24 protein-coding genes are annotated in these 20,619 nt (G+C 67.7%); 10 read left to right on the forward strand and 14 right to left on the reverse strand.

Annotated features, from left to right (window positions below; all coding sequences use genetic code 11):
* Positions 1-2: 2 nt before the first annotated feature.
* From rraA to OG225_RS34745, 9 genes are all read right to left on the reverse strand, one after another.
* On the reverse strand, positions 3-515 hold the full coding sequence (rraA, locus tag OG225_RS34705; protein ID WP_405179001.1) for a ribonuclease E activity regulator RraA: 513 nt from the start codon (positions 513-515) through the stop codon (positions 3-5).
* Between the two features lie 65 nt (positions 516-580).
* On the reverse strand, positions 581-946 hold the full coding sequence (locus OG225_RS34710; protein ID WP_405179002.1) for a DUF5313 family protein: 366 nt from the start codon (positions 944-946) through the stop codon (positions 581-583).
* A gap of 96 nt (positions 947-1,042) precedes the next feature.
* Positions 1,043-1,423 carry a DUF5313 family protein gene (locus OG225_RS34715; protein WP_405179003.1) on the reverse strand — a complete coding sequence of 127 codons (381 nt, stop codon included), beginning with the start codon at positions 1,421-1,423 and terminating at the stop codon, positions 1,043-1,045.
* Positions 1,424-1,425: 2 nt separating this feature from the next.
* Positions 1,426-1,893, reverse strand: coding sequence for an SRPBCC family protein (locus OG225_RS34720; protein WP_405179004.1), 468 nt, complete (start codon positions 1,891-1,893; stop codon positions 1,426-1,428).
* A 61-nt stretch (positions 1,894-1,954) separates the two neighbouring features.
* On the reverse strand, positions 1,955-2,884 hold the full coding sequence (locus tag OG225_RS34725; RefSeq protein WP_405179005.1) for a copper resistance D family protein: 930 nt from the start codon (positions 2,882-2,884) through the stop codon (positions 1,955-1,957).
* 13 nt (positions 2,885-2,897) lie between these two features.
* Positions 2,898-3,416, reverse strand: coding sequence for a copper resistance protein CopC (locus OG225_RS34730; protein ID WP_405183466.1), 519 nt, complete (start codon positions 3,414-3,416; stop codon positions 2,898-2,900).
* A gap of 32 nt (positions 3,417-3,448) precedes the next feature.
* Positions 3,449-4,093, reverse strand: a complete 645-nt coding sequence (locus tag OG225_RS34735; protein ID WP_216915269.1) for a YcnI family protein — start codon at positions 4,091-4,093, stop codon at positions 3,449-3,451.
* 38 nt (positions 4,094-4,131) lie between these two features.
* The gene (locus OG225_RS34740) at positions 4,132-4,608 is read right to left on the reverse strand and encodes a hypothetical protein (RefSeq protein WP_405179006.1); all 477 of its coding nucleotides are present in this window, start codon (positions 4,606-4,608) and stop codon (positions 4,132-4,134) included.
* Between the two features lie 139 nt (positions 4,609-4,747).
* Positions 4,748-5,377, reverse strand: coding sequence for a DUF6474 family protein (locus OG225_RS34745; RefSeq protein ID WP_216917433.1), 630 nt, complete (start codon positions 5,375-5,377; stop codon positions 4,748-4,750).
* 242 nt (positions 5,378-5,619) lie between these two features.
* Between OG225_RS34745 and OG225_RS34750 the strand changes: the two genes are divergently transcribed.
* The 4 genes from OG225_RS34750 to OG225_RS34765 all read left to right on the forward strand — a co-directional run bounded on the left by OG225_RS34750 (position 5,620) and on the right by OG225_RS34765 (position 10,878).
* Positions 5,620-7,344: a TM0106 family RecB-like putative nuclease gene (locus OG225_RS34750; protein WP_405183467.1), complete on the forward strand. Its 1,725-nt coding sequence runs from the start codon at positions 5,620-5,622 to the stop codon at positions 7,342-7,344.
* 49 nt (positions 7,345-7,393) lie between these two features.
* On the forward strand, positions 7,394-9,358 hold the full coding sequence (gene htpG, locus OG225_RS34755; RefSeq protein ID WP_405179007.1) for a molecular chaperone HtpG: 1,965 nt from the start codon (positions 7,394-7,396) through the stop codon (positions 9,356-9,358).
* A gap of 79 nt (positions 9,359-9,437) precedes the next feature.
* Positions 9,438-9,923 carry a DUF1361 domain-containing protein gene (locus OG225_RS34760; RefSeq protein WP_405179008.1) on the forward strand — a complete coding sequence of 162 codons (486 nt, stop codon included), beginning with the start codon at positions 9,438-9,440 and terminating at the stop codon, positions 9,921-9,923.
* A 127-nt stretch (positions 9,924-10,050) separates the two neighbouring features.
* Complete coding sequence (locus tag OG225_RS34765) at positions 10,051-10,878, forward strand: methyltransferase domain-containing protein (RefSeq protein WP_405179009.1); 828 nt, start codon at positions 10,051-10,053, stop codon at positions 10,876-10,878.
* A 69-nt stretch (positions 10,879-10,947) separates the two neighbouring features.
* On the opposite strand, the gene OG225_RS34770 is transcribed toward OG225_RS34765, so the two are convergent.
* On the reverse strand, positions 10,948-11,715 hold the full coding sequence (locus OG225_RS34770) for an SDR family NAD(P)-dependent oxidoreductase (RefSeq protein ID WP_405179010.1): 768 nt from the start codon (positions 11,713-11,715) through the stop codon (positions 10,948-10,950).
* A 152-nt stretch (positions 11,716-11,867) separates the two neighbouring features.
* On the opposite strand from OG225_RS34770, the gene OG225_RS34775 reads away from it, so the two are divergent.
* Complete coding sequence (locus OG225_RS34775; RefSeq protein WP_216917438.1) at positions 11,868-12,746, forward strand: SDR family NAD(P)-dependent oxidoreductase; 879 nt, start codon at positions 11,868-11,870, stop codon at positions 12,744-12,746.
* Between the two features lie 25 nt (positions 12,747-12,771).
* A complete protein-coding gene (locus OG225_RS34780) occupies positions 12,772-13,485 on the forward strand; it encodes a TetR/AcrR family transcriptional regulator (RefSeq protein ID WP_405179011.1) in 714 nt (237 codons plus the stop codon).
* Here OG225_RS34780 and OG225_RS34785 read toward each other — a convergent pair.
* The 4 genes from OG225_RS34785 to OG225_RS34800 all read right to left on the reverse strand — a co-directional run bounded on the left by OG225_RS34785 (position 13,454) and on the right by OG225_RS34800 (position 16,828).
* Positions 13,454-14,167, reverse strand: coding sequence for a TMEM165/GDT1 family protein (locus tag OG225_RS34785; protein ID WP_405179012.1), 714 nt, complete (start codon positions 14,165-14,167; stop codon positions 13,454-13,456). The genes OG225_RS34780 and OG225_RS34785 overlap by 32 nt on opposite strands.
* Before the next feature lie 296 nt (positions 14,168-14,463).
* Positions 14,464-14,991 carry a peptidase gene (locus OG225_RS34790; RefSeq protein ID WP_216917441.1) on the reverse strand — a complete coding sequence of 176 codons (528 nt, stop codon included), beginning with the start codon at positions 14,989-14,991 and terminating at the stop codon, positions 14,464-14,466.
* A gap of 248 nt (positions 14,992-15,239) precedes the next feature.
* Positions 15,240-15,863: a superoxide dismutase gene (locus OG225_RS34795; RefSeq protein WP_109522900.1), complete on the reverse strand. Its 624-nt coding sequence runs from the start codon at positions 15,861-15,863 to the stop codon at positions 15,240-15,242.
* Positions 15,864-16,216: 353 nt separating this feature from the next.
* Complete coding sequence (locus OG225_RS34800; RefSeq protein ID WP_109522899.1) at positions 16,217-16,828, reverse strand: hypothetical protein; 612 nt, start codon at positions 16,826-16,828, stop codon at positions 16,217-16,219.
* Between the two features lie 415 nt (positions 16,829-17,243).
* Between OG225_RS34800 and OG225_RS34805 the strand changes: the two genes are divergently transcribed.
* From OG225_RS34805 to OG225_RS34820, 4 genes are read left to right on the forward strand one after another with little or no spacing between them, the layout of a single operon-like run.
* Positions 17,244-17,609 carry a rhodanese-like domain-containing protein gene (locus OG225_RS34805; protein ID WP_405179013.1) on the forward strand — a complete coding sequence of 122 codons (366 nt, stop codon included), beginning with the start codon at positions 17,244-17,246 and terminating at the stop codon, positions 17,607-17,609.
* A gap of 25 nt (positions 17,610-17,634) precedes the next feature.
* Entirely contained in the window at positions 17,635-18,711 is a 1,077-nt protein-coding gene (locus tag OG225_RS34810) for a DUF4328 domain-containing protein (protein WP_405179014.1), read from the forward strand.
* Entirely contained in the window at positions 18,708-19,472 is a 765-nt protein-coding gene (locus OG225_RS34815) for a glycerophosphodiester phosphodiesterase (RefSeq protein WP_405179015.1), read from the forward strand. The genes OG225_RS34810 and OG225_RS34815 overlap by 4 nt, the downstream gene beginning before the upstream one ends.
* Before the next feature lie 50 nt (positions 19,473-19,522).
* Positions 19,523-20,443: a DUF5926 family protein gene (locus OG225_RS34820; RefSeq protein ID WP_405179016.1), complete on the forward strand. Its 921-nt coding sequence runs from the start codon at positions 19,523-19,525 to the stop codon at positions 20,441-20,443.
* Positions 20,444-20,619: the final 176 nt, after the last annotated feature.

Raw genomic sequence — 20,619 nt, forward strand, 5'->3', positions numbered from 1 at the left:
GTTCAGTCCTCGGCGCGCACCACGACGCCGTCGTGGTCGCTGTAGAGGATTTCACCCGGAACGAAGGTGATACCGCCGAATTCGACGGTGACGTCACGTTCGCCGCTTCCGGTCTGCGTGCTCTTGCGCGGGTTGGTGCCGAGGGCCTTGATACCGATGTCGAGGGTCCGCAGGATGGCCGAATCGCGCACCGCGCCGTTGACGATGACCCCTGCCCAGCCGTTGTCGACGCCGCGTCCGGCGATGATGTCGCCGACCAGCGCGGTGTGCACGCTCGCACCACCGTCGACGACCAGTACCGCGCCGCTGCCGGGTTCGCTCAACGTCTGCTTCACCAGCAGATTGTCCTGGAAGCAGCGGATGGTGGTGATCCGGCCGGAGAACACCGCCCGGCCTCCGAACTGGATGAACTGGGTATCGCAGCTGCGGATGTCCGGGCCGATCTCGTCGGCGAGATCCGCGGTGGCGGTGCCGATGGCGCTCACGGTCGATTCGCCGGCGTTGGATTCACTCACGGCTGCCAGCTTAAGGGGGCGCGAATCGCGGTTCCGGCAGCGGGCCGCCGAAGTGAGTTCGGTCGCTATCGGTGCCCGTAACGCAGTTCGTACATGTCACGGTCATGTTCGGAGATCTTGTTGTGGTCGAGCAGATTCGGATCGAGACCGTGCTGTGCGAGTCGGAAGCGGCGCCACACGTAACTGAGCGACACCGTGAACACGACCAGCGGGATGATCATCATCACGATCATGCCGATCTTGAGTGGCATGGGGCCCGGAAACAGCAGCACCAGCGCGAAGAACGGGATGATCGGAACCAGGAACCGAACGAGGTAGCGTTCCATGGCCCCGTGGCCGACGAGGTCGTGGACTACCCACTCGTGCAGCTCCCGGGGAAGCTCGCGGCCCAGATCGTAGGCGATCCGCTGCCCTATCGTGGGAGTTCTCATATCTTCAGGCTATGCCTGTGGTGCAGGTCACCGCCAGTGTCGACGTGCCATTCGCGCCGGGTGTCCGCAAACGCGCGGGCGGTCCGTGCGCGCGGGTCAGGCGCGGCCGTGACGGCGTTCGTAATCGAGCCGATCGGCCTCGCTGCGACGGCGCGCGTCGATATCGGCGAGGGCGGGATCGAGTCCGTGGCCGATCAGCCGGTGTCGCCGGTACACGTACATCAGCGCCACCGTGAAATAGATCAGCGGGATGTAGAGCAGCGCCATCATCGCCAGCCCCATCCACAGCGGTCCGGGCAGCAGCAGGAACAGGCACAGGACCGGGATGATCGGGAGGAGAATGCGGGTCAGATAGCGGCGGGTGGCGCCTGGGCCGGTCAGGTCGGCCAGCACCCACCCCGACTTCGACGCGGGAAGGGTTTTCCCGCAGATGTATCCGACCCGCTGCGCGAATGTGGGGGTGGGCGACTCGGTCATCGTCAGCGCGGATTCCGGTCGCGACCGCGATGGAATTCGGCGATCTGCCGGATCAGATTATCCGTCGTGTGTTTCACGGTGATCTTCACGAACGGTTCGATGGTCTTGCCGAGCGCGCGTCCGGCAAGACCGCCGGGCACCCGGTAGTCGACGATGGCGTCGATCGTGCACAGATCGTCGCCTTTCGGGTGGAACAGGAAGGTCGAATCGATCTCGAACCCCTTGATCGACCGGATGCCGATGGCGAAATCCTTCTCCCACCGATTCACTTCGACGTGCGAACGCAGCGAGGCCGGGCCCAGTTTGATGCGCCCGTCGAAACTCGCGCCGAGCCCTTCGATCCGATCGCCGACCGGGGTGAACGATTCGATCCCGTGCAGGAAGTGCGGCAGATTCCGGTAGTCGTTGACGTACTGGAACGCGGATTCGGCCGACGCCGCGCAGTCCGCGACGATTTTCACTTCGGTCATATCGGCCACTGTAACGGGTTACCACAGGTCGCCACATGGTCCGATGACGCCGTCCGGCCCTTCAGGCGGTCACGGCGAGCGCGGACGCGAGACCGAATGCGACCGCCATCACCGCCACCTCCATCACGGCTCGCCGCAACGACGCGTCGGCGGTCATGCGATGGTCCGCGGCGCGCCCGACCCAGGAGCGTCGCCACCACCAGCCCAGCGCCAGCAGTGCGAGGAGTACGACCGTCTTGGCGAGCAGGATCCGGCCGTAACCGGTCGACAGCAGCGGGCCGAGTCCGTCCAGGCGCACGAGTCCGTTCACGATTCCGGTCAGCGCCACCGCGGCGATCAACGGCAGCGCGACGGCCGAGTAGCGGGGCAGCACCGTCGCCCACTGACCGCGCGAGCGCACCACCGAGGCCAAGGCAACGAGCAGGCCGAACCAGGCCGCCGCGGCGAGGGCGTGCACGGCCGCGAGCACCGAACCGAAGGACTGCTGCGACATATGCCCGGTGATCGGACGCAATATCAGCGCGACGGCGGCGAACACCAGCACGAGATCGGTCGACGCGGCCTCGCTGCGCCGGTAGATCAGCGCCGAATACCCCGCGGTCGCGCCGGTGCCGAGCAGGATCGCGATACCGACCTGCCCGGCGCTGACCTCGGTCAGGAAGGTGCCGAACTGCTCCGCGCCGAGTCGTCGCAGCGGCACGCCGACGACGTCGGCCGCCTCGAACAGCAGGATCGCGAATTCGGTACCGCACCAGATTCCGGCCAGGACGGCCAGCAGCCGCCACGGTGGCTGGAGTCGTGGGTGCAGCCGGGGCAGCGCCGCCAGCCCGAGCACCGTGGCGCCGACGCAGTCCGCGATCACCCGGATCACGGCCTGGGCGGGCAGGTCACCTGCGGTGAGGACCCACGCCAGGCCGACGCCGAGCAGTCCGGCGGGGACGATCAGCAGCAGTGATACCGCGTCCCTGCCGCCGGTCGTCCCACTCTTCACCGCTGTCGCGTTCCTATCGCTTCTCGCGTCCGCGTCCGCCGAACAGCGCGAAGGCCAGACCGCCGCCGAACAGCACGACGGCGCCGACGATGAAGACCCACAGCGGGACGCCGCCGTCGTCGCTGTCGGATGTGCCCGCGGCGTCGGCCGCGGCGCCGGGCGTGCCGTGACCGGCGGTGCTCAGCGTGAACGTCCTGAAACCACTCACCGGATGGCCGTCGGCGGAGGTCACCCGGAACGCGACGGTGTATTTGCCCGCGGGGCCGAGTTCGCCGACCTCGACCGAGATGGTTTTCCCGTCGACCACGGGCTCACCCTTGGACCACAGGTTGCCGTCGGGGCCGACCACCGTCATCGTCGGGAAATTCGATTGCAGGGCCTCGTTGAACGTGACACTTGCGCGCGCGGGCGCGGTGTCGACCGTCGCACCGTCATCGGGCACGCTGGAGACCGGGGCCGAATGCGCCGCCGCTGGTCCGGCCGCCAGTCCGCTGCCGAGCAACGCGAGTCCGGTGACGACCATCGCGGCCATCACCCGACCGGCCCGGAACCTCGTGCCGCGCTTCACGACCGACGTCCGCGCAGGACGTTGCCGAGGCCGAGCGCCACGCCGAGCAATCCGAGGGCCAGTCCGATGCCGCCGATCCACCGCGCGGTGTCGTCGGTGTCCTCGGTCGTCGGTTCGGCGCCCGCGGCATGGTGATCGTCGCCCGCGCTCGCGGTCAGGGTGAGAGCCGGTGCCGGATGTTCGGGTTCGGCGCCGTCGGGTCCGGCGGGTTGATCCCAGCTGACGACCTTGCCGTCGCTGTAGGTCTGCTTCGCGGGGAAGCTGATGGTGTCCTGCTTCGGCAGCGGGCCCAGCGAGACGACGAAGCGCTGGAACTGGCCCGGCGCGACGCCGGGCGCACCGGGATCGGCGGTCCACGTCACGGCGACCGCCTCGGATTTGTCGTTGCGGTCGACCTTGGCGCTCCAGCCGGGAAGGGCTTCGGTACGTGCGCTTTTCACATTGGGCAGGGTGACGGTGAGCGCGGTCGTCGCCGCGGTCTCCGATTCGGTGGGGACGCGGAAGGTGACGACCGAATACCCGCCCTGTGCCGCGCCGGGGGCGTCGGCGGTCACGTGGGCGGCGGCGGTGCCGCCGCCGAGCAGGACGAGTCCGACGACGGCCACCGAGCCACCGCAGGCACGCAGAACTGAACTACGCATGGTGAAATGCTTTCTCTCCGAGGGGAAGATGGTGCGAGCTAGCGAGCGGGCACCGGCGGCGCGCGAGGTCCGATCGCGCCGTTCGGAGAAGCATGGGACGGTCCGGGGCCGGTGGCCGCCGGTCCGAGAAGACGGGGGAGGGGTGGGGCGACGGGCCGGGTGATCGCCGCGAGCACGGTGGCGCAGGCGAAATCGTAGAGGCGCTGTGCGAGCAGGATCAGCGCGCCGCCGACGGCCGTGGCCAGGCCGTGCGCGAACAGCATCCATCCGCCGTGCAGCGGGACCGGAGGCGGCGCGATCGCGGCATGACCGTGACCGATCATCCCGCTCAGTACGACGTGACCGGCGAACTGACCTGCCGCGAGTGCGCCGAGCACCCCGACTCCGCCGAGCGGCAGGCGCGCGGCGACGGTTCCGGCGACGACCGAGAGCAGGATCAGCGCGGCGCCGTCGGCGGAGTCGGGGAAACCGCCGCCCGCGCATCCGTGCGCGGCGACGGCGAGGGCCGCGACCATCGCGCCGACAGTGCCGCCACGGGCCGAATCCCCGTGCCGCATCATCACTTCGGAGCACCGGGGGGCCGGACGACGGTCACCGGGCACGGCGAGAGCCGCGCTCGGTGAGGTCGTGCCGGGTCCCGCATCTCGGCAGTGGTCAGTTCACGCCGAGGCGGGCGAGCACGTCCGCCTCGACACCGGAGAGTTCGTCGGATATCGACTGGTGCACCGCCCTGCGTCGCGGCGCGGGCATCTGTTCGGCGGTGCGCACCGCCGCGGACAGGCTGGCCAGGCGATCCGCGGTGGTGGTGACGAACTTCTTGTTGTCGGCCTCACCCTCGATCTTGCCCAGCGCCGATTCCACATTGGCGATCCGCGCCTGGAGCTTGCCGCCGTGACCCGCGAAATCCCCGAGCTGGTCGATGCCGATCCCGAGCTGCTGGGCGCGACGGGTATCGATCTGTCCCCGCACGAAGGTCGCGCCCCGGTAGGCGAGCGGAGCCAGTACCGGCACGAGAACCCGGGCCACCCCGAGGTATTTGCGAACCTGGCTCGCGCTGAACGGATCGCGCTCGGCCTTGGCCGCCAGTTTCTGCGCGGCCTTCTCCTCGGCCTGCAACGTGGAGATCTGCGCCTTGGCGACCTTGCGCTCGATACGCGCCTGCGCGCGCTGGGCCTTGCGGTCGTTCCTCGCGCCGAGCTTGGCCTCCATCGCGGCCTTGTGCTTGAGAGCTTTCGCCTCGGCCCGCCGGCTCGGACGCCGCTTGCGCTTCGTGAACAACCCCATCGAAGGCCCTCCGTCATGCTGGTTTGCCATGGCAGTAGGACGTCGGGGAACGCCCTTCCGCCCATGTCACACGGTTTGTCGTAACCCTATCGGGTTGTCGTCCCCCGTCGCGAGGGGGTGAGCGGTGCATGTCAGCGCCGGGGTGGGCCGGTCATGCGGTGCGCGGAGTTGTCGGAGGCAGGGACCATACTGCATACGTGAATTCGGGCATCGGTGACCGCGAGGGTCGCGTAGACGACGGCATGGCCGGCAATCGGCAGGCGGTCGGCGGCCCGGTGGCTTTCATCGACGCGCGGGCACTGATCGGGTGCCGACATCGGCTGCATCTGAACTCCGCCCACCCCCATCTGCTGACCGGTGTGGTGGAGGATCCCGGTGTGCGCCAGCGGCGCGAAGCCGCGGCCGAACACCGCAATCGGGTGCGCGAGGCGCTGATCGGCGCCGATCCGGACGGCTGGGTCGTGATCGATCCGAGTCTGCGCGCCACCGAGCGCGCCGAGGCGACCATTCGGGCGTGCGCGGCGGGCGGCAAACACATCTGGGGCGGGCTGCTGCCACAGGAACCCGATACCGGAAGGCGCGGCGGCGCGGAAATCCTGCTGCGCGACCACGATCGGGGCGGCTACATCCCGGTGATCGTCGTCAATCACAAGGTGACCGATCCGCGCAGACCCGAACCGGCCGATTTCCATCCGACCACCTCGGACCCCTATCGCTGGGATCCCCGGCCCGATCCGCACCGGAAACTGCGTCAGCAGCCCCGCGATCAGCAACGTCTCGCGCACCTGTACCGGATGCTGCAACGCCACGGGCTCGCCAGTCCGGCGCTGGTCGGCGGGGTGATCGGCTACCAATTCGGTCGCAACGAGGGACAGGTCGGCGGTGAGAATTCCGGGCGCGGGCCCGAAGGCGCCCGCCGCTACGATCCGGACCGGATCCTCGTCCACGATCTGGGCCCCGTCCTCGCCGACTACGACCACCGCTACGCCGACCGCATCGCCGTGGTGCGCAACGAACTGCCGACCGTGCCGTCGAAGGTGCCCGAATGCCGTCAGTGCCCGTGGTGGAACCGCGGCGTCGACGGCGGGCGCGGCTGCGAGGGCTGGCTGGCCGAACACCACGACGTCAGCCTGGTCGCGCCCGGCTCGCGCGCCGAGGTCCTGCGCGGGCACGGGGTGCGGACCATCGACGATCTCGCCGCCTGGGTCGGCCCCGACCCCGAGGACTGGCAGCACGGCCCGTTCGACGAGGCCGTCGTCACCGCGCGGGCCTGGCTCGCGGGCGCGCCGCTGGTGCGCAGGATGGACCGGGTCTACGTCCGCCGCGCCGACGTCGAGGTCGACGTCGATCTGGAGAGCTACCAGGAATACGGCGCCTACCTGTGGGGCACGCTGCTCGACGGGGTCTACCGGCCGTTCCTGAGCTGGGACCCGCTGCCGACCGAGGATGAGGGCCGTTCCTTCGGCGAATTCTGGACCTGGCTGATGACGGTGCGCGCCGAGGCCGCCACCAGCGGGAAAACCTTTGCCGCCTACTGCTATTCGCGTACCGCCGAGGACAAGTGGCTCTACGAGTCCGCGCGCAGGTTCGCGGGCATGCCGGGCGTGCCGACGGTCGAACAGGTGCGCGCGTTCGTCGACGGCCCCGAATGGGTCGACATGTTCCAGGCCGTCTCTGAGCAGTTCATCTGCCCGAACGGCAAGGGCCTGAAGAAGATCGCGCCGGTGGCCGGTTTCTCCTGGCGTGATCCGGAGGCGGGCGGCGAGGCATCGATGGGCTGGTACCGTCGCGCGGTCGGCTACGACGCCGAACCCGACCTGTCCCAGCGCACCCGCCTGCTCGAATACAACGAGGACGACGTGCGCGCGACCATGGTGCTGCGCGAGTGGATGAATCCGCGCGAGCGGGTCGCGCACTGCGCCGATCTCGAGGTGCCCGGGCTCGCTGACTTCCGCGCAGGCGTCTGACCAGCGGTCGCGATCAGGTCGCCCGAGCGGCGGCGGTAACATCGCGACTGTGACAGAGCATGTCGAACAACTCGAGTTCCAGGCCGAAACCCATCAGCTTCTCGAGCTGATGATCCACTCGGTCTACTCCAACAAAGACACGTTCCTGCGGGAGCTGATCTCGAACGCTTCCGACGCCTTGGACAAGCTGCGGCTGGAGTCCTACAAGGACAAGGACCTGCACGTCGACACCTCCGACCTACACGTCGAACTGGAGGTCGACAAGGACACGCGGATCCTCACCGTCCGGGACAACGGCATCGGCATGTCCCGCGCCGAGGTGGTCGACCTGATCGGCACACTCGCCAAGTCCGGCACCGCGGAACTGCGCAAGAAACTCAACGACGCCAAATCCGACGCCGCGGCCGAGGAGCTCATCGGCCAGTTCGGCATCGGCTTCTACTCGACGTTCATGGTCGCGGACAAGGTCGCCCTGACCACCCGCAAGGCGGGCGAGACCGAAGGCACCCGCTGGGAGTCGGAGGGGCAGTCGACCTACACCATCGAGACGCTGGACGAGGCTCCCCAGGGCACGACGGTCACGCTGCACCTCAAGCCCGCCGACGAGGACGACCACCTCTTCGATTACACGCAGGAGTGGAAGCTCCGCGAAATCGTGAAGAAGTACTCCGATTTCATCGCCTGGCCGGTGCGCATGAAGGTGGAGCGCACCGTCACCGAGGACTCCGGGGAAGAGGGCGAGGAGAAGACCGAGCGTGTGATCGTCGAGGATCAGACCCTCAACTCGATGAAGGCGCTGTGGACCCGCCCCAGGAGCGAGGTCGGCGACGAGGAGTACAAGGAGTTCTACAAGCACGTCAGCCACGGCTGGGACGATCCGCTCGAGATCATCCCGATGAAGGCCGAGGGTACCTTCGAATACCAGGCGCTGCTGTTCATCCCGTCGCACGCGCCGTTCGACCTGTTCACCCGCGATCACAAGCGCGGCGTGCAGCTCTACGTCAAGCGGGTGTTCATCATGGACAACTGCGAAGAGCTGATGCCGGAGTACCTGCGCTTCGTCAAGGGCGTGGTGGACGCGCAGGACCTCTCGCTCAACGTCTCGCGCGAGATCCTGCAACAGGACCGTCAGATCCAGATGATCCGCAAGCGCCTGGTGCGGAAGGTGCTCTCGACGGTCAAGGACATCCAGGGCGCCGAGGACCAGACGAACTACCAGACCTTCTGGAAGGAGTTCGGCCGCGTCCTCAAGGAGGGGCTGCTCTCGGATTTCGACAATCGCGAGACGCTGTTGCAGGTCTCCTCGTTCGCGTCGACGCATTCGGATTCCGAGGTGACCACCCTCGCGCAGTACGTCGAGCGGATGGCCGAAGGTCAGGACTCGATCTACTTCATGACCGGCGAGAGTCGTCAGCAGATCGAATCCTCGCCGCATATCGAGGCATTCAAGGCCAAGGGCCGCGAGGTGCTGATCCTGACCGATCCGGTGGACGAGATGTGGGTCGGTTCGGTCACCGAATTCGACGGCAAACCGTTCCAGTCCATCGCCAAGGGCGAGATCGACCTGGAGACCGAGGAGGAGAAGAAGGCCTCCGAGGCGCTGCGCGAACAGCAGGACAAGGATTTCGCCGATGTGCTGACCTGGCTCGGCAAAACCCTGGACGAGAGCGTCAAGGAGGTGCGCCTCACCAACCGGCTCACCACCTCCCCGGCCTGCCTGGTCGGTGATGTCTACGACTTCACCCCCATGCTGGAGCGGATGTACCGGGCCTCGGGTCAGGCGGTTCCGGAGAGCAAGCGGATTCTCGAGCTCAATCCGGCTCACCCGCTGGTCACCGGTCTGCGCGACGCCTACTTCACCCGCAAGGACGACGCCGACGCCGACAAGGTGCCCGAGCTGTCGGAGACCGCGGAACTGCTCTACGGCACGGCGGTGCTGGCCGAGGGCGGGGAGTTGAAGGATCCGGCGCGCTTCGCCCAGATCCTCACCGACCGGCTGACCCGCACGCTGTAGCCCGATCGGGACCGGTGGCCTCCCGCTCGTGGTGGCCGCCGGTCCGCGCTCGTCGCCCGTGCCGTCGATCGTCGGCATCATGGCGGGTATGGATGTGCTCGAACGGGTGGGGCCGAACATGATCGATGTGGTTCGGCGGGACTTCTTCTGGATGGCGTGGAACACCGTTCTCGCCTGGGTGCCGGTGGTGTACGCGGTTTTCCTCGGTTCCGGATTCCTGGCCTACTACCTGGCGCTCGCCGCGATGCGGCGGTACCTGGAGGACAGGGGCCTCGGCCGGTGGTGCGTGCCGGTCACGCTCGGCCTGCATCTGCTGTGCGCGGTGGGCGTCTTCCTCGGCCGGTGGGTACGTCTCAACAGCTGGGAACCGGTGGTCGAGCCGGTCGACACCTTCGAACGGACCCTGCTCGCGTTGACGTGGTCGTGGGCTCCGGTGCTCATCGCCGCCGTCTTCGTCGCCACCGCCGTCGGGCATTTCGTCACCGGCGCCGTCGTCGAGGCGGCGGTCGCGAGCGGTCGGCGCGGTATCGGTCTGGTGCGTGCGACGGTCTCGGGTACGGCGTAGCCAAAAAGACCGGCCGGTCGATTTCGGTCATCGAAGATATTCGGGCACAGCGATATTCGCCTCGGTCTCTGGTTCGCGGAACGTACTCGCGCGTAGCCTGGGACGGTCGAGAGGATCGTGCACGAACATGTCAGCAAATCTGCTCGCCACGGCCGAGTCCTGGGACCTGGTCGCGGGTGACTATGCCGAATTCGCGCCGATGATCGTGCGACCCTTCGCCGCCCGCGCACTCGAATTGGCGGGACTGGCACCGGATTCGCGGATCGTCGACGTCGCGGCGGGTCCGGGGGCGCTGAGTCTGTCCGCCGCGCCGCAGGTGGCCTCGGTGCACGCCGTCGACTTCTCCGAGGAGATGCTCACCCGGCTGCGCGAGGCGGCGGCCGCCGCCGGATTCGCCAATATCGCGACCACCGTGGCCGACGGCCAGGCGCTGCCCTTCGACGACGAGAGTTTCGACGCGGCCTTCTCCATGTTCGGGTTGATGTTCTTCCAGGACCGGGCCAAGGGTTTCGCGGAGTTGTACCGGGTGCTGCGTCCAGGCGGCGTCACGGTGGTCTCCAGTTGGGCTCCGATCATCGATTCCCCGCTCATGATGAAGATCTTCGCGGCCTGTGCCGCCGCCGATCCGGAACTCCAGGAACCACAGCCGGATTTCCTCGGGCTGGAGAATCCCGAGGTGTTCGCCTCGGAGATGGCGGCGAGCGGTTTCAGCGGTGTGACGATCCAGCGCCACACCAGTTCCGCGATATTCGAGAGCGCGGAGCACCTGTGGGACACCATGATCCGCAGCAGCGCCGCGATGCAGCTGATCCGGCGGGCCGACGGCGAGCGGGTGTGGCTCGAGCGCTCGGAATCGATGCTCGAGTATCTCGCGGCGAACTATCGCCCCGATACCGCGCTGTCGACGACGGCCTTCCTCGGGATCGCGCACAAGCCGCGGGCGTACCCCGGATAACGCGCCGCGCCCCTGTCGTTCCGGCGGGAACCGGATGACAGGGGCGCGGCGGGTGTCGTCGGGGACGACCTACCTCGGGGTCATGCGCAGCGCGCCGTCCATGCGGATGGTCTCGCCGTTGAGGTAGTCGTGCTCGACGATGTACTGCGACAGTTGCGCGTACTCGTCGGGACGGCCCAGGCGCGACGGGAACGGCACGCCTGCCTCGAGGCCCTGGCGGTACTCCTCGGTCACGCCTGCGAGCATCGGGGTGTCGATGATGCCGGGGGCGATGGTGTTGACGCGAATGCCGAACTGCGCGAGGTCACGCGCGGCCGGGACGGTCATGCCGTGCACGCCGCCCTTGGAGGCGGAGTACGCGATCTGGCCGATCTGGCCCTCGAACGCGGCGACGGACGCGGTGTTGATCACGACGCCGCGCTGGCCGTACTGGTCGACGGCCTCGGTCTTGGCGATCGCGTCCGCGGCCAGGCGCATGACGTTGAAGGTGCCGAGTAGGTTCACTGTGACGACGGTGCGGAACAGCTCCAGGTCGTGCGGGCCGTTCTTGGACAGGATGCGCCCGGCCCAGCCGACACCGGCGCAGTTGACGACGATGCGCAGCGGTGAGCCGGATTCGACGACCTTGGCGACCGCGGCCGCGACCTCTTCGTGGCTGGTGACGTCGGCGGGGATCAGGGTGACGCCCGCGGGCACGTTATCGCCTGCGCGCTCGATGGATTGGGGCACGTCGAGTCCGAAAACGGTGGCGCCGAGATCGGCGAAGCGCTTGGCGGTCGCGGCTCCGAGGCCGGACGCGCCTCCGGTGACAATGGCGGCGGTACCCGAAATCTCCACGATGGTCCTCTCGTTCGTGACAGCCAGTTGGCCTTTCGTCAATTGCACCCTAACGGGTGGGCGTCGCGAACCGGATCACGGCTCCCCGCCAATCGGCCGGGTACCGTTGATTATTCACGAACATACCTGTTCATCGGTGGTATCGTCGAGCTATGAAGCTGTTCGCCGACGGCGGGGTCGCCGGTCGGAAGGTATTGATCACCGGGGCCGCGCGCGGTATCGGCGCGGTACTCGCCCGGCAATTGCACGCGAAGGGCGCCTCGGTCGCACTGCTCGGGGTCGAACCGGAACAGCTCGCCGAGGTGGCCGCCGAATGCGGTGACGCCCCGTGGCGCTACTGCGATGTGGGGGATTTCGCACAGGTGGAGCGGGTTGTCGCCACGCTCGTCGCCGAACTCGGCGGACTCGACGTGGTGGTCGCCAACGCGGGGATCGCCAAGCAGTTGGCACTCATCGGCGGTGACCCCTCGATCCTCGAGGAAACGCTCACGGTCAATGTGCTCGGCGTCTACTACACCCTGCGCGCGGCCGGCCCGTATATCTGCCATCCCGGCGGCTACGTGCTGATCGTGTCCTCGCTGGCCGCCGCGGTCAACCTGCCGCTGGCGGGGGCCTACAGCGCGTCCAAGGCCGCCGCGGAGGCGCTGGGCCACACGCTGCGCAACGAGATCAGGCATACCGGCGCCAAGGTCGGCATCGCCTACTTCGCCGAACTCGACACCGATATGACCACCCGCGGTTTCGGCACCGCCGCGGCGCGCGAGATCCTCGGCCGCTCGACCGTGTCCGGGGTCGCCCCGCTCGGTCCGGCGATCGACGGCATCGAACGCGCGATCGCGCGCCGTAAACGCCAGACCGTCTCACCCTGGTGGGTGTCGATCGTGCTGCCGTTCCGGCCCATCGCGCAGTACGTCATCGATATCGCGTTACGCAGGGGAGTCGCGGTGGCCTTGGAGATCGCGCGCACCGAGGACGCACCCTTCACCACCGACCAACCCGCACGACCACGCAGAATGGAGCGGCCCGCTTAGCCCGATCCGAACCCGGAGTCATCGCATGACCGAAGTCGCAGGCAACGCCAGACAACTACCGCGAGGCCGTCACGGCCTGCCGCGGGAACAGGTCGTCGCGTCGCAGCGAGAACGGATCCTGGAGGCGCTGGCCGAGGCGATGGCCGAGAACGGGTACGTGAACACCTCGGTCGCGGTGATCCTCAAACGGGCCGGAGTGTCGCGGGAAACCTTCTACGAGCAGTTCCGGTCGAAGGAGGACTGTTTCGAGGCCGCCTACGAGCACGCCGTCGCCGGCATGCTCGCGCGCATCGACGCCGCGGTCGGCGCAGAAGCGGAGGCCCTGCCGGAGCCGGGGGCGAAGAAGACCGACCGGATGCGGCGCATTCTCGACGCCTACTTCGAGGGCCTCGTGGTCGAACCCGCGCACGCCAGACTCTTCCTCGTCGAGGTCTACGCCGTCGGTTCCAAGGCCATCGCAGGTCGCGCGCGCCTGCTGGAACTGTTCGTCGGTCTGATCGCCGATGCCCTCGATGCCCGTACCCCCGCACAGCGCTTCGCCTGCCAGACGTTCGCCGCGGCGGTCGGCGCGATGGTCACCGGCCGGATCGCGGTCGGTGACGTGGAGGGTCTGCCCGCGTTGAAGGAGCCGCTGCTCGAGTTGATCGCCCGCAGCGGCGATCTCTACGGCGAGGCTATGGCCGGAGACTCCACCGACCGACCGTCGCTCACCGGTGACGGGCGTCGGTGGATTCCGTGACGCTCTCGGCGGGCTGTACGCCGCCGCGTCCGCGAGCGAGCAGCAGCGCGCCCGCGAGGGCGGGAGCCGCGACCGCGATCGCCGCACTCACCGCGAAAGCGAGATCGGGCAGTGCCGCCGACAGCAGGGTGGCCGCGCCGAAGTAGAGGAAGAGCAGCCCTGCGCCGATGCCGATCAGGCGTTCCGGCAGATGTTTGCCGACCAGGATGCCGACACCGATGGCGAGCGCGTCGGCGGCGACCATGCCGATGGTCGACCCGATCCACACACCGAACCAGTTGTTGTCGGTGGCCAGCGCCGCGGTCGCGAACATGGTCCGGTCGCCGAGTTCGGCCAGTAGTACGGCGGAGACGACGATGAAGAACGGCGCTCTGGTGGAACGCGGCGGCTTCGGTTCGTCGTCGGGATCCTCCGGGGCGAAATGTTCGCGCAGTGTCCAGATGCCGACGGCGAGGAAGGTCAGCGCGGCCGCGAAGGCGATGGCCCTGGTCGGCAGCGCGACACCGAGGAAGTAGCCGACGCCGACCGAGATGATGTGCACCGAGGCGGTGGCCGTCGCGATTCCGCCGAGCACGACCCACCAGCGGTAGCGCAACGCGAACGTCAACGCCATAAGCTGGGATTTGTCGCCTAGTTCGGCCAGGAAGACGATTCCGATGCTGAGCAGAATCGTGGCGGTCATGTGTAGCTCCCGAATCTTCGGCCTGTCCGCCGGAGATCGGGGTACGCCTCCGGCCGACAAACGAAACTGTGGTTTGTCAGGCCGAAGGTCTCGCCCACCGGAATTCACCGGTTCACGCAACCGGACCGCGATCCCGCACGGGCTCGCGAGTCAGTATGTCGACTGCGTGATTGGGGGCTACTCCCCTTCGCTGTGCACGACTCTACCCGGGCGGTCGCCATCTGCCAAGCCCGTGTTCTCCAAATCATCGCTGGCACAATAAGTTTGGAGATCCACGTACAGAACTTCGGGTACCCTTACGCGGCGAGCAGCATAGCCAGAACCGCAGTGTCGGGATCACTGATCGGATCGAGGCCGACCCGGCTGACCAGCGACGTTATGGTTCCGTCCGATTCGGCCTCCACCCAGGCGGCGCGGTGTTCGAGCCCGAGGTGGGGCACACCGGGCAGCAGGACGCAGCCCGACGCGGCGCCCGCGCATTCGGGCAGCGAAGGCCGGGTTTCCGAGGGTGGATGCAGCATCAGCAGCGCGGCGGGCACGTGGTCGGCGAAGCGGCCGGGCGCGAGCGCCTCCTCGCCGAGGACGGTGCCCTCCGCCAGCACCATCCCGACCGTGCCCGGCATCGGCTCGTCGGGCAGTTCCTCGCGGACGCCGAATACCGTGGTCGTGGTGAGCAGGCCGGGCATGGTGGCGACACGCACCGCGAGCACGAGCACCTGGGCCCATTCCTTGGTGGTGTCCGGCCACCGGCCGGAGATGACGAAACCTCGCAACGACCCGCGCGATTGGAACGGTGTGATGCCGATCGGTTCGTTGATACGCATGGTGCCTCCCGTCGTGGAACCGGGGGCGGCTTTGCCCGTCCTCGTAACTATGGAACCTGACAATGAGGCACCTATCACCTGGCACACAAGTACCAAAGAGTGCCAATCGGACGCCGACCCGCCCCGCGAAGGTCCTCGCGTGGTGCACGACACACCCGAGGTAGGGCCGGGCGGCGGCGTACACGACAACGGGCTCCTGCCGTCGCGCTGGTGCGACGGCAGGAGCCCGGGGCTGTTCGCGGGGTCTCTTACCCGAAGATGAGGCCCTTGCCCTGGCTGACGGCGCGAGCGAAACGCTCCTGGACGTCCTCCCAGTTGACGACGTTCCAGAACGCGGTCACGTAGTCGGCCTTGACGTTCTTGTACTGCAGGTAGAAGGCGTGCTCCCACATGTCGACCTGCAGCAGCGGGATGATGCCGAGCGGCACGTTGGCCTGCTGATCGTAGAGCTGGAAGGTCAGCAGCTTCTGGGCCAGCGAGTCGTAGCCGAGCACGGCCCAGCCGGAGCCCTGCAGGCCGTTGGCGGCCGCGGCGAACTGTGCGCGGAACTTGTCGAACGAACCGAACTGATCGTCGATGGCGGCGGCCAGTTCGCCGACCGGCTTGTCACCACCGTTGGGGGAGAGGTTCTTCCACCAGATCGAGTGGTTGACGTGGCCACCCAGGTGGAAGGCGAGGTTCTTCTCGTTGAGGAAGATGGCGCCGTGATCGCCGGCCTCGCGCGCCGCTTCCAGCTTCTCGAGGGCGGTGTTCACGCCCGCGACGTAAGCGGCGTGGTGCTTGGAATGATGAATCTCGTTGATCTGCCCGGAGATGTGGGGCTCCAGGGCGCTGTAGTCGTAGTCCAGATCTGGCAGCGTGTACTCAGCCACGATGTCCCTTCCTAATGTCGGGCTGCGTGCACCCGGATTCTCGAGCACACCCAACCATCATTCGTACACCCGGTGGGTCCAACCCGGTCCGAACCCCCCGCTATTCCGGCAGCCACGGATTCGGTGGCGGGCTCGGTGCCGTCGCGCGGAGAAAATCGGTGTCCGTCGGACCCCCGCGCCTACGATCGAACCATGTCGGGGTGTGGCGAGCCACCGGGGCATTCCGGTTGTGCCGCTTGCCCTGACGGCGCTGCGCGAGGCGGACGACGGTGGAGCGAAATCGGAAATACGGGACTACCGCACCCGATGGCCGGATGCGGTAGCGCGACATCGACGAGCGGTGCCGTCCGTGTTCAGAGCGGCGGCGCGATCCCGGGACGGATGGTCTGCGGGTCGCCCGCGTCGTGGGCTTCCCACCAGCGCACGCCGCCCGCGATGAAATCGGTCAGCGGGATCTCACGGCCGTCGGCATCGTGAATGGCCATGTTGTCGAACCACACTCGCACATCGAGTTCGCGCGGATCGATACCTTCTTCCTGGGAGAATTCCAGGACGTGCGCGCAGACGTGGTTGTCGATCCTGGTGTCGAAGCTCAGGAGCTCACTCCACAGCGTCCACCCGCTGTCGTCCAGATCGATGAATTCCCAGCCGTGCAGCCTGCCGCCCCCGAAACTGCGAATGGCCTCGCTCAGGCCGTCGAGTTGGAGCGGAAGCACCCGCGGCTCCAGATCGTCCCAGCGTTGTTCGCGTAGCGACGCGGCCACGCGGCCGACACCGAGAAAAGTCAACGAAACCTTGTAGTCATGGATCGCCGACGCGTCGACCGGCAGTGTCAGCACCTCGAGATCGAGTCGCAGCGTCCGCGCCGTCGAGTCGACCTGCAACCCGAGGCAGGTCGCCTCGGACAGTGCCGCGTTGAGTCCGGTCGTATCCAATCCGTCGAGTAGCCCCCTGCTCACGTTCATACGCCCAGGTTACCGAGCATGTCCGTGTCCACTGTGTATTTCAGATTTTCGCTAGTGTTCTCGTTCTTTTGTGGAACCGAATCGCCGCGCGCGCCGTCCAAGTAGTTGTCGGGATCAACACGGCCATCATGCTCGGGCCATGATCTCGAGAGGCGGCGAATGACCGCTCCGGGATGTCAGGAGGGGAGTTCCGGAACGGTCGTTCGCAACCATGACCTGTGGATCAGGTTGTGGATTATGTGGATAACTTCGCGGCTGATAGGGGCAGTTGCGGCCGAATCGGGGTGCTCGGCCGGAGTTCCGGTCGAAAACAAACTCAAGGATTGGATCTACGGGCTTCTCCGGCTTGCCCGATCAGTGTCTCGGTCCGAGCACCTACTCCCCCGCACGGTCGCGGCCGTGGCAGGATCGAGGCGTGACAAGCCCCGAGATTCCGTCGGTGCCGGTGCAGTCCCTGCCCGGTGAATTCGACCAGACCGACCGTCCCGAAGGGGTGCGGGCGACCCTGCTCGACGTCCGCGAGGACGACGAATGGGAACTCGGCCGCGCGCCGGGAGCGATACACATCCCGATGTCGGATGTGCCGTCGCGAGTGGACGAGCTGGACTTCGACAGCGATCTGTACGTCATCTGTAGGCAGGGCGGCCGTTCGCTCGAGGTCGCCAGATATCTGGCGCATATCGGTGTGGAGGCGGTCAACGTCAGCGGTGGCATGGTGGCCTGGCAGCAGGCCGGACGCCCGCTGGTCGCCGATGGCGACCGGCAGGCGAAGATCTACTGACGAGGTTCTACCGACGGAGGCAGCCATGAGTACGGTGGTTCAGCCGTGTGCCCGGTGCGGCGCGCGCTGGGCGGTGCGCGGCGCGCCGATGCACTGGTGCCCGCGCTGCCGCGGCGTACTGCTCTCGCCCGCGCCGATCGACGCTCCCGCGGCACGCCGTAACTACCGCTGGGTCGCCAGGCGCCCCGAACACCGCAACGGTCGCGCCGACACCGCCGCGAACACCGCCGCCCCGACGCCGACACCGAGATACACCGAGGTACCGCGCTGGGGGTTGATCGATCCGCCGCCGAAGTCGGTCACCGTTCCGCGCCGCCGCTTCGCCTGGTTCGGCGCGAGGGTGAGCTCGTTGTTGCTGGTCACCGCCCTCCTGTTCGCGGTGTCGGCGTTCGCCGAGGCGGGTCGCTACGCGATCCTGCTGCGCAATCGCACCCGGCTGATCGATCCCACCGTCCTGTGGATCTCGGACTCGCTGGTCAAAGGTTCCGCCGCGCTGGCACTGGTCTTCGGACTCGCCTCGGCGATCGGGCTGGTGATGTGGCTGGTCGACGCGCGCGCCGCCGCGTTCGCGAAGGCCGGACTCCGTGATCCGCGCCGTCCGCGCGCGCTGGCTCTCGGCTGCCTGGTCCCGGTGGTCAATCTGCTCTGGCCCGGGGTGTTCCTCACCGAACTCGCGCAACGCCGCGACGATCCACGCGCGCTGCGCGCGATCAGGATCTGGTGGTCGGCCTGGTTGCTCGGCGGTGCACTCACCGTCGCCGCGCTGATCTGGCGGACCGCGGATTCGTTGCAGGTCAAGGCGGACGGTGTCGTGTTCACCGCGTTCACCGACGCCTTCGCCGCCGGAATCGCCCTGCTGACGTTGTGGGTCGTGCGCTCGCTCGACGGCCGGGATCTGCTCGGCCGGGCGCGGGCCGCCCGCCGCTGGGTGGTCGGCGCCGATCCGGTCGTCCAGGTCATCGAACCCGTGCACCCCGGCGCGGGTGTCGTCGCGGACGCCGAAGCCGGGCCCGTCCGGGATGCGGCCAGGGACGACATACCCGAAGATCGGGATACCGACAACGCTGTTGAGCGTGAACGGCAGGAGGTTTCGGCCAAGTGAGCCAGGGCAATCGCGCGCCATTCGTCGTCGCGCACCGTGGAGCTTCGGCGGCGCTCCCCGAGCACACACTCGCCGCGTACGCGCTCGCGCTCGAAGAGGGCGCGGACGGCGTGGAATGCGATGTCCGGCTGACCAGGGACGGGCATCTGGTGTGCGTGCACGACCGCACCGTCGACCGGACGTCCTCGGGCACCGGGTTGGTCAGCGAGATGACGCTGGAGGAATTGCGCGCGCTCGATTTCGGCGGCGACGGCGAACCGGTGCCGGTGCTGACGCTGAGCGAGCTGATCGAACTGGTGCTGGACTGGCGCAGCAGGCCGACCAAACTGTTCATCGAGACCAAACATCCGGTGCGCTACGGCGGACTGGTCGAGAACAAACTGCTGGCCGAACTCCAGCGTTTCGGCATCGCGACCCCGGCGTCGGCCGACCATTCGCGTGCCGTGGTGATGTCGTTCGCCGCGCTGGCGGTGTGGCGCATCCGCAGGGCCGCGCCGCTGCTGCCCACCGTGCTGCTGGGCGAATCCTCGCGCTATCTGGGCGGTGGCGCCGCGACCACGGTCGGCGCGACGGCCGTCGGTCCCTCGGTGAAGACGTTGCGCGACCACCCGGACCTCGTCGACAAGGCCGCCGCGGCCGGACGCGCCACCTACTGCTGGACCGTCGACGATCCCGCCGACGTCGCCCTGTGCTCCGACCTCGGCGTCAACTGGATCGCCACCAACCATCCGGGCCGCACGAAAGCTCTGCTGTCGAGCTGAGACGTGGCATATGGGGGTACACGGGTGTGAGGGGAGTAGTTTGACCATCCGTGGGAAAGAGCAAGCGCAACAGTCCTAAGCCCGGAGGGAACCGGGCCCAGCGTCTCGCCGAGCGCAAGGCCGCGCTGGAGCAGGCGACGCAGTTGGTCACACGTCCGTTCGAGGGTCTGGCCGCGGAATGCGATCTGGTCGCGCTCCGCGAGTTCGTGCCGTCGGCGACCGCGACGCTGAAGTTGGCACCCGAGGTGGCCGCCGAGCGTCCCGTGGTGCTGGCGACGGTGCTGCCCGGCGCGGTGGCCGCGCTGGTCCGCGCCGGTGACGAGCCGAGCGGCTATGTGGGCGCCCAGGTCCAGCACCAGGGCGACGACCCGGCGGCCGATATCGCCGCCGCGATCCTGTGGACCCAGTCGGCCGAAGCCGGTGACTCGTTGCAGGCGGCGCAGAGCGTGGCCGGTGGGCCGCGACTGGCCGACGTCATCGATCCCGGCGCCGACCTCGAATTGACCGTCCACCAGGACTTCGACTGGTGGGTGCCCGAAGGTGTGCAACCCGATCCGCAGGTCGCCGCGACCATCGAACAGGCGAAGCAGGCGATCATGCCGTCCGCGCGTCTGGATCTCGGCGCGGACGCGATCGGAGCGCCGTGGTGGGTCGACGCGGGCGAGAAGGCGCATGTGCGCTGGGTGCGGCCCGAGGACGAGGACGATCTGATGCTGGCGCTGGCCCGACTGCACGCCTCGGGCGGGCTGCACCTGGGCGAGGGTTCCCGGTTCGCGGGTTCGTTCCGCACGCACGGTCTGCTCGTACCGGTATTCGATCTGGATCCGGAGCGGCACGCGAACGAATGGATCGGCGCGGCAAAGGAATTCGGCGCCCGACTGGCAGCCGCGGTGGCTGTCGACGCTCCGCTCTCGGCTGAAGAGCGCAGGTCGCGCGATGGGTTGCGGTCACGTCAGGTCACTTTGCGCTGATTCGACGCCACTCGCTCGTGCGATTTTCTGAAGAAAGTTATTTCCGATGTCCACCGGTTAATAGCGAAAACATGAGGAAGTAGGGAAATCATGGAAGCGATCGTCGTGCTGCTCACCGGTCTGATCGACACCCTGCGCAGCTTGTAATCCGACGTAGGCGAAACAAAAGGTAGCCG

This window comes from Nocardia sp. NBC_01377, assembly GCF_045040005.1.
Lineage (GTDB): Bacteria > Actinomycetota > Actinomycetes > Mycobacteriales > Mycobacteriaceae > Nocardia > Nocardia noduli.

What these genes read in the sequence shown, in the direction of transcription:
- OG225_RS34710 (WP_405179002.1), bottom strand. Translation starts at nt 946, where the DNA reads ATGAGAACTCCCACGATAGGGCAGCGGATCGCCTACGATCTGGGCCGC.
- OG225_RS34715 (WP_405179003.1), bottom strand. Translation starts at nt 1,423, where the DNA reads ATGACCGAGTCGCCCACCCCCACATTCGCGCAGCGGGTCGGATACATC.
- OG225_RS34720 (WP_405179004.1), bottom strand. Translation starts at nt 1,893, where the DNA reads ATGACCGAAGTGAAAATCGTCGCGGACTGCGCGGCGTCGGCCGAATCC.
- OG225_RS34730 (WP_405183466.1), bottom strand. Translation starts at nt 3,416, where the DNA reads ATGGCCGCGATGGTCGTCACCGGACTCGCGTTGCTCGGCAGCGGACTG.
- OG225_RS34735 (WP_216915269.1), bottom strand. Translation starts at nt 4,093, where the DNA reads ATGCGTAGTTCAGTTCTGCGTGCCTGCGGTGGCTCGGTGGCCGTCGTC.
- OG225_RS34740 (WP_405179006.1), bottom strand. Translation starts at nt 4,608, where the DNA reads ATGGTCGCGGCCCTCGCCGTCGCCGCGCACGGATGCGCGGGCGGCGGT.
- OG225_RS34745 (WP_216917433.1), bottom strand. Translation starts at nt 5,377, where the DNA reads ATGGGGTTGTTCACGAAGCGCAAGCGGCGTCCGAGCCGGCGGGCCGAG.
- OG225_RS34750 (WP_405183467.1), top strand. Translation starts at nt 5,620, where the DNA reads ATGGCCGGCAATCGGCAGGCGGTCGGCGGCCCGGTGGCTTTCATCGAC.
- OG225_RS34760 (WP_405179008.1), top strand. Translation starts at nt 9,438, where the DNA reads ATGGCGGGTATGGATGTGCTCGAACGGGTGGGGCCGAACATGATCGAT.
- OG225_RS34765 (WP_405179009.1), top strand. Translation starts at nt 10,051, where the DNA reads ATGTCAGCAAATCTGCTCGCCACGGCCGAGTCCTGGGACCTGGTCGCG.
- OG225_RS34775 (WP_216917438.1), top strand. Translation starts at nt 11,868, where the DNA reads ATGAAGCTGTTCGCCGACGGCGGGGTCGCCGGTCGGAAGGTATTGATC.
- OG225_RS34780 (WP_405179011.1), top strand. Translation starts at nt 12,772, where the DNA reads ATGACCGAAGTCGCAGGCAACGCCAGACAACTACCGCGAGGCCGTCAC.
- OG225_RS34785 (WP_405179012.1), bottom strand. Translation starts at nt 14,167, where the DNA reads ATGACCGCCACGATTCTGCTCAGCATCGGAATCGTCTTCCTGGCCGAA.
- OG225_RS34790 (WP_216917441.1), bottom strand. Translation starts at nt 14,991, where the DNA reads ATGCGTATCAACGAACCGATCGGCATCACACCGTTCCAATCGCGCGGG.
- OG225_RS34800 (WP_109522899.1), bottom strand. Translation starts at nt 16,828, where the DNA reads ATGAACGTGAGCAGGGGGCTACTCGACGGATTGGATACGACCGGACTC.
- OG225_RS34810 (WP_405179014.1), top strand. Translation starts at nt 17,635, where the DNA reads ATGAGTACGGTGGTTCAGCCGTGTGCCCGGTGCGGCGCGCGCTGGGCG.